This is a genomic window from Dechloromonas sp. H13 (assembly GCF_009469615.1).
GTDB lineage: Bacteria > Pseudomonadota > Gammaproteobacteria > Burkholderiales > Rhodocyclaceae > Azonexus.
The window spans coordinates 111,114-123,534 of record NZ_SSXX01000006.1 but is presented as its reverse complement, the minus strand read 5'-3'; the positions used below and the strand labels follow the sequence as shown (position 1 = coordinate 123,534).

Genomic DNA, 12,421 nt, shown 5'->3' with positions numbered 1-12,421 from the left:
TTCAGTGTAGTTGGCGCACTCGGCGGTCGTTAGGCAAATGCTTCTAAACGCCGTTTGGCAGCTTATTCATAATTGACCTATGAGCGATTCCGAACATTCCGATCTCGACCGGGCGGCCTGCTCGGCGGCCTTGGCCGCCTTTCTTGCCGAGGCGCGCGACCTGCGCCGTGCGGCGACGGCCGACGCGGTGCATGGCCGGCGCCGGCAGCGCCTGCGCGAGTGGCAGGCGGCGCGCCTGGCGCGCACGCATGCCGACCTGCTGGCCAGCCCGCGCTATGGCACGGCCGCCACCTTCTTCCTTTCCGATCTCTACGGGCCGAAGGATTTCAGCGAGCGCGATGCCGAAGTCGAGCGCATCCTGCCGCTGATGACCACCATGCTGCCGGTTTCCGGCCTGCGCACCCTGCTGCTGGCGGTCGAGGTCGATGCGCTGTCCGAACGTTTCGACGCGGCGATGGTGGAAAAGCTGGGGGCGCAACTGGATGACGAACAGTTGAGCGAAGCCGCCTACGCCGCAGCCTACCGCGCGGTGGGCGATCGCGCGGGGCGCACTACGCAACTGCGCCTGATCGGCGAAACCGGCGAGGCGCTCGAGGCGCTGGCGCGCAAGTCCTTCGTCCGCGGCGCGCTGAAGATGATGCATGGTCCGGCCCATCTGGCCGGCCTCGGCGAGCTGCACGCCTTTCTCGAACGCGGCTTCGAGGCGTTCCGCAGCATGCGCGACGCCAGCGAGTTCCTCGAAACCATCATTGAGCGCGAGCGGGCGATCGCCGCCGCCATGTTCGCCGGCCGGGATCTGCCGGACTAGCCTGGCAAGCCAGTCGGCATGCGCTCCGGCACCCATCGGCAGCGTGCCGCAATGACCGTTTAGGAATTTTCCTACAGGGGCAGGAGAACATTCCGACTGCCGGCGGGTCATTTCGTCTCTATCGTTGCATCCTCGATTCCAAGAACTCTAGCGAGGAGAACACCGATGAACACCCCGAATATTGCCGTCACCCCGTCCGCCTACGCGTATCCGCTGCTGATCAAGCAGTTGCTGCACACGCCGATGGCGACCGCCGCCGATCAGGAAATCGTCTATCGCGATACGCATCGCATGACTTATCGCGACCTGTTCGGCCGCATCGGCCGCCTGGCCAACACGCTTTCCGGCCTTGGCGTCGGCCAGGGCGACACGGTCGCCGTCATGGACTGGGACAGTCACCGCTACCTGGAGTGCTTCTTCGGGGTGCCGATGATGGGCGCCGTGCTGCAGACGGTCAATGTCCGCCTGTCGCCGGAGCAGGTGCTCTATACGCTGAATCACGCCAAGGCCGACGTCGTCCTGGTCAACGCCGAATTCGTGCCGCTGCTGGCGATCATCAAGGACCAGCTGGAGACGGTGAAGAAATTCGTCCTGATCAGCGACGACGGCGCCGACATGGCCGCATTCAAGATCCCGTTCGTCGGCGAATACGAGGCGCTGCTCGTCAGCTCTTCGGCGCACTACGATTTCCCGGATTTCGACGAAAACACCCGCGCCACGACCTTCTACACCACCGGCACGACGGGCCTGCCCAAGGGCGTCTATTTCAGCCACCGCCAGCTGGTGCTGCATACCATGGCCGTCGCTGCCCATCTCGGCACCGCGCCCGACCACGGCCGCCTGCATCGCGGCGACGTCTACATGCCGATCACCCCGATGTTCCACGTCCATGCCTGGGGCCTGCCCTACGTCGCCACGCTGCTCGGCGTCAAGCAGGTCTATCCCGGCCGCTATGCGCCGGACACCCTGGCCCAGTACATCCGTGACGAGAAGGTGACCTTCTCGCACTGTGTGCCGACCATCCTGCACATGCTGCTGAGCAGCCCGGCCGCCCGGGACGTCGACTTCTCCGGCTGGAAGGTCATCATCGGCGGCTCGGCCCTGCCCAAGGGTCTGGCGGCCAGCGCGCTGGGCCGCGGCATCGACGTCTTCGCCGGCTACGGCATGTCGGAAACCTGCCCGATCCTGACCATCGCCCGCGTGCCGGCCGAAGTGGCCGCCGACGACATCGAGCGCCAGTCGGTGGAGCGCATCCGCACCGGCTATCCGATCCCGCTGGTCGACCTGCGCACGGTCGACGGCGACCTGCTCGACACCCCGCGCGACGGCGTCAGCGCCGGCGAAATCGTCGTCCGCTCGCCGTGGCTGACGATGGGCTACCTGCACAACCCGGCCGCGTCGGAAGACCTGTGGGCCGGCGGCTACCTGCATACCGGCGACATCGGCGTCTTCGACGCCAGGGGCTGCCTGCAGGTCACCGACCGCCTGAAGGACGTCATCAAGACCGGCGGCGAATGGGTTTCCTCGCTCGAACTGGAAAGCATCATTTCCGAGTACCCGGCGGTCAACGAAGTGGCGGTGGTCGGCGTCCGGGACGAAAAGTGGGGCGAACGTCCGCTGCCTCTGATCGTGCTGAAGGAAGGGCAGTCGGCGACGCTGGAAGACATCCGGCGCCACGTCCAGAAGTATTCCGACGCCGGCCACATTTCCCGCTACGCCATTCCCGACCAGGTGCGTTTCGTCGAGACGCTGGCCAAGACCAGCGTCGGCAAGCTCAACAAGAAGGCCATGCGCGAGCAGATCGCCGGCTGACCGGAACATCCATTCGGAGAACATCGTGAAGAAACTGCATGTAAGGAAAGCCGCCGTCCTCGGCGCCGGCGTGATGGGCGCGCAGATTGCCGCGCACCTGGCGAATGCCGGCGTGCCGGTGGTCCTGTTCGACCTCGCCGCCAGGGAAGGCGATCGCAACGGCATCGTCAGGAAGGCCCTCGACGGCCTGAAGAAACTGGAACCGGCGCCGCTGTCGAGCAAGGACAAGCTCAAGTACATCGACGCCGCCAACTACGACGAGCACCTGCCGTTGCTCGCCGAATGCGACCTGGTGATCGAGGCGATCGCCGAGCGCATGGACTGGAAGAACGACCTCTACGCAAAAATCGCCCCGTTTTTGTCGTCGACCGCAATCGTTGCCTCCAACACCTCCGGTCTGTCGATGAATGCGCTCGCCCAAGGCCTGCCCGCAGCCGTGCGGCCGCGCTTCTGCGGCATCCACTTTTTCAACCCGCCGCGCTACATGCGCCTCGTTGAAATCATCGCCACCGAAGGCACCGATGCCGCGACGCTCGATGCCCTCGAAACCTGGCTCACCTCGCGCCTCGGCAAGGGCGTCATCCGCGCCCTCGACACGCCGAACTTCGTCGCCAACCGCATCGGCGTCTTCTCCATTCTCGCCGTCATGCACCACACCCGCGCCTTCGGCCTCGGCTTCGACGTCGTCGATGCGCTGACCGGCCCGAAGATCGGTCGCCCGAAGAGCGCCACCTACCGCACCGCCGACGTCGTCGGTCTCGACACGCTGGCCCACGTCATCCGGACGATGCGCGACACGCTGCCGAACGACCCGTGGCATGCCCATTTCCAGTCGCCGGACTACCTGTTCGCGCTGATCGAGCAGGGCGCCCTCGGCCAGAAGACCCGGGGCGGCATCTTCAAGAAGATAGGCAAGGACATCTGCGTCCTCGATCCGGCGAGCGGGGACTACCGTCCGTCGGCCGGCGAGTTGAGCGCCGAAGTTGCCGCCATCCTCAAGGAGCGCAACCTGGCGACCCGCTTTGCCGCGCTGCGCGCCGCGAACGATCCGCAGGCGCAGTTCCTGTGGGCCATCTTCCGCGACGTCTTCCACTACGCCGCAGTGCAACTGGAACACATCGCCGACAACGCTCGCGACCTCGACTTCGCGATGCGCTGGGGCTTCGGCTGGGCGCAGGGCCCGTTCGAGACCTGGCAGGCCGCCGGCTGGGCCGACATCGCGCAGGCCATCGCCGCCGACATTGCCGCCGGCAAGGCCATGAGCGCCAAGCCGCTGCCGCCTTGGGCGCTGGAAGCCGGGCGCACCGGCGTGCATGCGCCGGCAGGCTCGTACTCGGCCCGCCGCAACGCCTATGCGCCGCGCTCGGCGCTGCCGGTCTACCAGCGCCAGCTCTTTCCCGAGTGCGTCCTCGGCGAGGGCTCCGCCACCCCGGAACAATCCGGCGAGACGCTGTACCAGAACGACGGCGTGCGCCTGTGGACGTTGCCTGCGGTCGACGCCGGAATTGGCATCATTTCCATCAAGTCGAAGATGCATGCGATCGGCGCCGAAGTGATTGAAGGCGTCAGGGCAGCTGTCGCCCGGGCCGAAGCGGGCCTGTCCGGCCTGGTGATCTGGCACGAAGCGCCCTTCGCCGTCGGTGCCAACCTGGCGCAGGTGGCCGACGTCTGCGCGACCGGTGATTTCGCCAAGGTCGACCGCTTCGTCGCCGAGTTCCAGAACGCGACGATGGCGATCAAGTATGCGCAGGTGCCGGTCGTCGCGGCGGTGCAGGGCATGGGCCTGGGCGGTGGCTGCGAATTCGCGATGCACGCCGCCCGGCGAGTGCTGGCGCTGGAAAGCTACATGGGCCTGGTCGAGGCCGGCGTCGGGCTGATCCCGGCCGGTGGCGGCTGCAAGGAGTTTGCCCTGCAGGCGGCGGCCTGGGCGGCGCCCACGGCGACCCCGAACGAAGTGCTCGCCTTCATCCAGCCGACCTTCATGAACATCGCGACCGCCAAGGTTTCGAAGAGCGCGCACGAGGCGATCGGCTACGGCTTCGCCCGCGCCACGGACACCATCCTGTTCAACGCGGATGAGCTGCTCCATGTTGCGATCAAGGAAGCCCGCGCCCTGGCCGATGCCGGCTACGCGCCACAACCGCGCGCCCGCGGCATCCCGGTCGCCGGCCGCGCCGGCATCGCGGCACTCGAGATGACGCTGGTCAACATGCGCGACGGCGGATTCATCTCCGCCTACGACTACCGGGTCGCCCGCGCCGCGGCCGTCGCCCTCTGTGGCGGCGAGATCGAAGGCGGCAGCCTGGTCGACGAAGCCTGGCTGCTGCGCATCGAACGTGAGCAGTTCGTCGCCCTGCTGAAGAACCCCGAAACCCAGGCCCGGATCAAGCACATGCTGGACACCGGCAAGCCCTTGCGCAACTGAGCGGGCAGAGGAGAGAAAGAAATGAGCAAACAGATTCAGGATGCCTACATCGTTGCCGCGACCCGGACGCCGGTCGCCAAGCGCAACGGCCTGTTCAAGCACGTCCGTCCGGACGATCTGCTGGCGCACGCCATCCGGTCCGTCGTCGCCCAGGTGCCCGCCGTCGACCCGGCGCGCATCGGCGACGTCATCGTCGGCTGCGCCATCCCCGAGGCCGAGCAGGGCATGAACATCGCCCGCATCGGCGTGCTGCTGGCCGGCCTGCCGAACACGGTGCCGGGCTACACCATCAACCGCTTCTGCTCGTCGGGCCTGCAGGCCGTCGCCGATGCCGCCGCCCAGATCAGCCTCGGCCTGGCCGATGTGATGATCGCCGCCGGCACCGAGTCGATGAGCGTGATGCCGCAGATCATGGGCGACAAGGTGATGCCCAACCCGGCCATCTTCAGCGACGAGAACCTCGGCATCGCCTACGGCATGGGCCTCACCGCCGAGGAAGTCGCCAGCAGGTGGCAGATCAGCCGCGACGCGCAGGATGCCTTCGCGCTCGTCTCGCACCAGAAGGCCTGTGCGGCGATCGCCGCCGGCCATTTCAATGCCGAGACCTCGCCCTACGCCGTCTGCGACCGCCTGCCCGACCTGGCGAGCGGCCAGATCAGGGAGCGCCGCCGCGTCGTCGAGAACGACGAAGGCGCCCGTCCCGACATTTCGCTGGAAAAGCTTGCCAAGCTGCGCCCGGTCTTCCGCGCCAGGGGCTCGGTCACAGCCGGCAACGCCTCGCAGATGTCCGACGGCGCCGCCGCCGTGATGCTGGTGTCGGAGAAGATGCTCAGGGAACACAACCTGACCCCGCTGGCCCGCTTCGCCGGTTACGCGGTCGGCGGCGTCGCGCCGGAGATCATGGGCATCGGCCCGGTCGCCGCGATTCCCAGGGTGCTGCAGCAGACTGGCATCCGCCAGGACGACCTCGACTGGATCGAGTTGAACGAAGCCTTCGCCGCGCAGGCACTGGCGGTGACCCGTGACCTCGGCCTCAATCCGGACCGCATCAACCCGCTCGGCGGCGCCATCGCCCTCGGCCATCCGCTCGGCGCCACCGGCGCCATCCGCACCGCGACCCTGGTGCATGGCCTGCAGCGTACCGGCGGCCGCTACGGCATGGTCAGCATGTGCATCGGCACCGGCATGGGCGCCGCCGGCATCTTCGAGCGCGTTTAAACAATTCAAACAGGAGACAGCAAATGAGTGACTACCGCGCACCCGTCAAGGACATGCGTTTCATCATGGACGAGATCGTCGGCTTGGCCGAGATCGCGCAACTGCCCGGCTACGAAGAGGCAACGCCCGACATGGCCGACGCCATCCTCGAGGAGGCGGCCAAATTTACCGGGGGCGTTCTCGCCCCGTTGAACCGCAGCGGCGACCAGCAGGGCTGCCAGCTCGGTCCCGACGGCGTGACCACGCCGGACGGCTGGAAGGAAGCGTACAAGGCCTTCTGCGAAAGCGGCTGGAACGGTCTGGCGATGCCGGTCGAGTTCGGCGGCCAGGGGCTGCCCGAAACCCTCGGCATCGCCGTCAAGGAAATGAGCGCCTCGGCCAACATGGCCTTCTCGCTGTGCCCGATGCTGACCGGCGGCGCCATCCAGGCGCTGCTCACCTGCGCCAGCGATGAACTCAAGGCCACCTATCTGGAAAAGATGATCACCGGCGAGTGGACCGGCACGATGAACCTGACCGAGCCGCAGGCCGGTTCGGACCTCGCGCTGGTCCGCAGCCGTGCCGAGCCGCAGGCCGACGGCAGCTTCAAGGTGTTCGGCCAGAAGATCTTCATCACCTACGGCGACCACGACATGACGGACAACATCGTCCATCTGGTGCTCGCCCGCCTGCCCGATGCGCCAGCCGGCGTGCGCGGCATCTCGCTGTTCCTCGTGCCCAAGTTCCTGGTCAACGCCGACGGCAGCCTCGGCGCGCGCAACGACGCGCATTGCGTGTCGATCGAGCACAAGCTCGGCATCCACGCCAGCCCGACCTGCGTGCTCGCCTTTGGTGACAATGGCGGCGCCGTCGGCTACCTGCTCGGCGAGCCGAACCGCGGCCTCGAGTACATGTTCGTGATGATGAACGAGGCGCGCATGGGCGTCGGTCTGCAAGGGGTGGCGCTCGGCGAGCGCGCCTACCAGCAGGCGTTGGGCTATGCCCGCGAGCGCAAACAGGGCCGCGACGCGGTGACCGGCGAGGCGCTGGTCACCATCGACCACCATCCCGACATCCGGCGCATGCTGATGGCGATGAAGTCGCGCGTCGAAGCCAGCCGCACGACGACCTACTACGCCGCCGGCCTGCTCGACCGCGCCCACGCCGGCAGCGATCCCGAGCAGAAAAAGCGCGACCTGTATCTGGCCGAATTCCTGATTCCCATCGTCAAGGGCGGCGGCACCGAGATGGGCATCGAGGTCACCTCGCTCGGCATCCAGATTTACGGCGGCATGGGCTACATCGAGGAAACCGGCGCCGCCCAGCACTGGCGCGATGCGCGCATCACCACCATCTATGAAGGGACGACCGGCATCCAGGCCAACGACCTGATCTTCCGCAAGCTGATGCGCGACCAGGGCGCCACCGCGCGCGTCGTCTTCGGCGAAGTGGCGGCCACCGCCCGCGCCCTCAACGAAGCCGGCCGCCCCGAACTGCAGGCCATCGGCCAGCGCCTCGACGCCGGCCTCGCGGCGTGGGAGGAGGCGACCGAATGGTTGCTGGCCCACGCGAAAACGGCCGTTTCCGGGGCGTTGACCGCAGCGATGCCTTACCTCGAGCTTTCGGTGATCGTGACCGGCGCCTGGCTGATGGGCAGGGCGGCGCTGGCGGCGGCCGGCCATCTCGAGCGCGGCGCGGGCGACCAGAGCTTCTACCGCGGCAAGATCGCCACCGCCCAGTTCTACGCCGACCAGATGCTGCCGCTCGCGCCGGGCAAAACGGCAACCATCATGGCCGGCGATGCGGCGCTGGTCGCAGTCACCGACGACATGCTGTAGGCGGTTGCCAACGTCCTCTGCGGACGGGGCGCGGTTTCATGCATCGCTACCCCGTCTTTTCCGGAGCCTGCGGGCTCCGCTTTTTTTATCTCCCGCCCCAGCGGCCGTAGAATGGCGGAGCAGGGCACGCCGTCCTGATCCGCCCACCAACCGCCCGTAGACCATGGCCCATCCTTCGCTGGACATTCCCTTCCGCGGCATCGTCGAGCAGTCGCTCGCCGGCATCTACGTCATCCAGGACGAGGTGTTCCAGTACGCCAACGCGACCTTCGCCGGGATGATGGGCTACACGCCCGAGGAACTGATCGGGAAGAACCTGAGCGAGCTGGTGGCGCCTGACGTGCGCGACGCGCAGCTCGCCAATTACCGCCGGCGGATCAGCGGCGAGGTGGCGAGCATCCGCTTCTTCACCAAGGGCATCCACAAAGATGGCAGCTTCGTCGACCTCGAAGTGCATGGCTCGCGCCTGCTGTATCGAGGCCGGCCGGCGGTGGTCGGGGTCGGCATCAACATCACCGAACAGGTGCGCCAGCAGGAGGAGCTGCGCGCTTCGCGCGAACGGCTGCGCGAGCTGGCCAGCTACATCAACACCGTGCGCGAGGAGCAGCGTTCGCGCATCGCCCGCGAGCTGCACGACGTCGTCGGCGGCCTGTTGACCTCGATGAAGATCGACATCCAGCGCATCGACCGGCGCAGCGACGACGCCGACGTCAAGGCCATCGTCGCCGACCTGCTATTCCTCGTTCAGGAAAGCATCGGCGCCGTGCGCCAGATATCCGAGGACCTGCGCCCGGGGGTGCTCGACCACCTCGGGCTCTTCGCCGCGCTGCGCTCGGCGCTGCAGGAATTCGCGCGGCGCACCGAGATCGCCTGCACGCTGACTCCGGACGACTTCGACCTCGACCTGCTGCAGCAGCGCGCGACGACCATCTACCGCATCTGCCAGGAAGCCCTGACCAACATCGCCCGCCACGCCGGCGCCACCCAGGTCACCGTCAGCCTGGCCCGCGACGGCGCCGATCTCGTGCTGGAGATCCGCGACAACGGGCGTGGCGTCTCGCGGCGGACGACGACCGGCAAGAGCATCGGCCTGGTCGGCATGAGCGAGCGGGCACGCGAACTTGGCGGCACGCTGACGATCGGCGACGCGCCGGGCGGCGGCACCCTGCTGTCCCTGCGCGTCCCTCTGGAGGAGCAGCCATGATCGACGTCCTGGTCGTCGACGACCACGCCATCTTCCGCAGCGGCCTGAAACGCCTGCTGGCGGACGAGGCGGACATGCGGGTGACCGGCGAGGCGGGGAACGGGCAGGAAGCGCTCGACATGCTGCAGGCCGGTACCTGGTCGGTGATCCTGCTCGACATCAACATGACCGGGCGCAGCGGCCTCGACACGCTCAAGCGCATCCGCGCCCGCTGGCACGAGCAGCCGGTGCTGATGCTGTCGATGTATCCGCACGAGCAGTACGCCGCGATGGCGCTCGACGCCGGCGCCAACGGCTACCTCTCCAAGGACTGCGACGCCCGCGAGCTGGTGCAGGCGATCCGCATCGCCGCCGGCGGCGGCTACTACCTCTCGCCGGCCGCCGCCGGCAACATCTTCGTCAAGCTGCGCAAGGAAGGCAGCCAGCCGCCGCACTACAAGCTGACGCCGCGCGAACTGGAAATCCTGCACCTGATCATCCAGGGCGTATCGCTGACCGAGATCGGCAAGCGCCTCTTCCTCAGTGTCAAGACGGTCAGCACCTACCGCACCCGCCTGCTGGAAAAACTTGGCGTCGAGAACAACGCCGACCTGCTGCGCTACGCGCTGCGGCACGGGCTGACTGATAGTTAAGCCAAGAGGCCATGGCTTCAACTGAAGACCGTTGTTTGATGCAACTTCTCAGTTCGGGCAACTGGTGCAATCGGCCATGAGCGGAAGTTCGGCCTCGCCGAATAGCTTTCAGTCAATGGGCAGCTCTACTCGGAAACCTGTCTGATGGCCGGCGGGAGCAGTCGGACAAATTTACCGCTATCTGCACCATTTCATTTGAATGACTGGTGTTAGCCGGCAACCGGATGAAGGACGAAAAGCTGTTTGCACAAAATTCTGTACATGCTCAACCTTCGGGTTGGCCGTTTTGCTTTTCCAGCGGAATGAATCGCCACGGTTTGTCTAGACACAAAACGACTGCTTTTCCCAGTAACCTGCCCCTGGATCATCGAGACGATGGATGTCTCTTGTAGGTCGATACCACCCGGTGACACCTGTCCGGGTCAGGTATCGCCCGGACAAATCCGAATTTTCTCGGCCAAGGCAAGTGTCGTTCCCGGCGAACCGGAAACGACATTGTCGAATCAGGCTGCCTGCTGCCGGTGAGCAGCGAACTCGCCGTACCAGGCGAGGCATTCCGGGTTGGCCAGGGTGTCCGGGTTGACGACCTTTTCCAGCGGCTGGCCGAGCAGCAGCTTCTTGATCGGCAGTTCCAGCTTCTTGCCGGTCAGCGTGCGCGGGATGGCGGGCACCTGGAAGATATCGTTCGGCACGTGGCGGGCCGAGAGGGCAACCTTGATGCGTTCGCGGATGGTCGCGGTGAGTGTTGCGGTCAACGTCTCGCCGGGGCGCAAAACCACGAACAGCGGCATGTAGGATTCCTTGCCCAGGTATTCGAGGTCGACGACCATGCTGTCGAGTACTTCCGGCAGATCCTCGACCGCACGGTACAACTCGCTGGTGCCCATGCGGATGCCGTGGCGGTTGATCGTCGCGTCGGAGCGGCCGTAGATGATGGCGCCGCCGCGCGGGGTGATGCGCAGCCAGTCGCCGTGGCGCCAGATGCCGGGGTAGGTGTCGAAGTAGCTGTCGATGTAGCGCAGGTTGTCCCTGTCGTTCCAGAAATAGAGCGGCATCGACGGCATCGGGGCACAGCACACCAGTTCGCCGACGGCGTCGGTCAGCGGCTGACCGGCTTCGTCGAAGGCTTCGATCTTCGCGCCGAGACAGCGGCACTGCATTTCGCCGGGATACATCGGCAATGTCGGGACGCCGCCGATGAAGGCGCTGACCAGATCGGTGCCGCCGGAGATCGGGTTGATCCACAGGTCGTTGCGCACGTGGTCGAGCAGCCAGCGGTAGTTTTCCGGCGACAGTGGCGAGCCGGTCGAGCCGAGGCCGCGCAGGCGGGAGAGGTCGCCGGCCTGCGTCGGCTCGATGCCGGCCTTCTGGCACGAGGCGTAGAAGGCGGCGCCGGCGCCGAAGAAGTCGATCCGCTGCTCGGCGACGAAGCGCCAGAGGGCGTTGAGGTCGGGGGTGCCGGGGTTGCCGTCGAACAGGCAGATGGTGCAGCCGGCCAGCAGGCCGCCGACCTGGAAGTTCCACATCATCCAGCCGGTGGTCGAATACCAGTGATAGCGGTCGCCGGGGCCGAGATCGAGGTGGAAGGTGATCGCCTTCAGGTGCTCGATGACGACGCCGCCCTGCGAATGCACGATGGGCTTGGGCAGGCCGGTGGTGCCGGACGAGTACACAACCCAAAGCGGATGGTCGAAGGGCACGTGTTCGGGCGCCAGCGGGGCATTGCCGGCAGTGGCGTCGGCCCAGGTTGTGGCGTTGGCGAAGCCGGTGGTGCCGGCGGCAGGGTCGAGCTGGGACAGTAGGATCAGGTGCTCGACGCTCGGCAGTTCGCCCAGCAGTTCGCCGACCAGCGCGCGGCGGTCGTGCGCCTTGCCGCCATATCGGTAGCCGTCGACGGCGATCATGACCTTCGGCTCGATCTGGCGGAAGCGGTCGAGGACGGCGACACGGCCCATGTCCGGCGAGCATACCGACCAGATGGCGCCGAGGCTGGCGACGGCGAGGAAGGCAATGACCGACTCGGGAATGTTGGGCATGAAGGCGACGACGCGGTCGCCACGGCCGATGCCCTGCGCGCGCAGCGTCGCGGCCAGGGCGCCGACCTGGCGCTGCAGTTCGGCCCACGACACGTCGCGCTCGGCGCCCGACTCGTCGCGGAAGACGATGGCCGGCCGCGCGTCGGTCGCATGGCGGAAGACCTGCTCGATGTAGTTCAGTTCAACGCCGGGGAACCACACCGCGCCGGGCATGCGGGCATCGGCCAGGGCCTGGCCGCGCGGCGTCGCCGACGGGATGGCGAAGTAATCCCACACAGCGCCCCAGAAGGCGTCGATGTCGGTCACCGACCAGCGCCACAAGGCGTCGTAGTCGGCGAGCGCGATGCCGCGCTCGCGGCCGAGCCAGTCGATGAAGGCGGTGACCTTGGCGTCGGCGATCGTTTGCGGCGAAGGGGTCCAGGCGGCGACGGGGTTTTCCATGAGTGTTCTCCTTTGATATTGATGGCGC

At 66.8% G+C, this 12,421-nt stretch carries 8 protein-coding genes; 7 read left to right on the top strand and 1 reads right to left on the bottom strand.

The window, feature by feature from the left end:
• Window positions 1–79 precede the first annotated feature (79 nt).
• The 7 genes from GH660_RS13750 to GH660_RS13720 all read left to right on the top strand — a co-directional run bounded on the left by GH660_RS13750 (window position 80) and on the right by GH660_RS13720 (window position 9,916).
• Window positions 80–808, top strand: a complete 729-nt coding sequence (locus GH660_RS13750; RefSeq protein ID WP_153147249.1) for a hypothetical protein — start codon at window positions 80–82, stop codon at window positions 806–808.
• A gap of 165 nt (window positions 809–973) precedes the next feature.
• The gene (locus GH660_RS13745) at window positions 974–2,620 is read left to right on the top strand and encodes a fatty acid--CoA ligase (RefSeq protein ID WP_153147248.1); all 1,647 of its coding nucleotides are present in this window, start codon (window positions 974–976) and stop codon (window positions 2,618–2,620) included.
• Between the two features lie 25 nt (window positions 2,621–2,645).
• Complete coding sequence (locus GH660_RS13740; RefSeq protein WP_153147247.1) at window positions 2,646–5,045, top strand: 3-hydroxyacyl-CoA dehydrogenase/enoyl-CoA hydratase family protein; 2,400 nt, start codon at window positions 2,646–2,648, stop codon at window positions 5,043–5,045.
• Between the two features lie 21 nt (window positions 5,046–5,066).
• Window positions 5,067–6,263: an acetyl-CoA C-acyltransferase gene (locus GH660_RS13735; protein WP_153147246.1), complete on the top strand. Its 1,197-nt coding sequence runs from the start codon at window positions 5,067–5,069 to the stop codon at window positions 6,261–6,263.
• A 23-nt stretch (window positions 6,264–6,286) separates the two neighbouring features.
• The gene (locus GH660_RS13730) at window positions 6,287–8,080 is read left to right on the top strand and encodes an acyl-CoA dehydrogenase C-terminal domain-containing protein (RefSeq protein WP_153147245.1); all 1,794 of its coding nucleotides are present in this window, start codon (window positions 6,287–6,289) and stop codon (window positions 8,078–8,080) included.
• A gap of 163 nt (window positions 8,081–8,243) precedes the next feature.
• Window positions 8,244–9,284 carry a PAS domain S-box protein gene (locus GH660_RS13725; RefSeq protein WP_153147244.1) on the top strand — a complete coding sequence of 347 codons (1,041 nt, stop codon included), beginning with the start codon at window positions 8,244–8,246 and terminating at the stop codon, window positions 9,282–9,284.
• Window positions 9,281–9,916, top strand: a complete 636-nt coding sequence (locus GH660_RS13720; RefSeq protein WP_153147243.1) for a response regulator transcription factor — start codon at window positions 9,281–9,283, stop codon at window positions 9,914–9,916. The genes GH660_RS13725 and GH660_RS13720 overlap by 4 nt, the downstream gene beginning before the upstream one ends.
• A 503-nt stretch (window positions 9,917–10,419) precedes the next feature.
• Here the strand turns inward: GH660_RS13720 and GH660_RS13715 are convergent.
• The gene (locus GH660_RS13715) at window positions 10,420–12,393 is read right to left on the bottom strand and encodes an acetoacetate--CoA ligase (RefSeq protein WP_153147242.1); all 1,974 of its coding nucleotides are present in this window, start codon (window positions 12,391–12,393) and stop codon (window positions 10,420–10,422) included.
• Window positions 12,394–12,421: the final 28 nt, after the last annotated feature.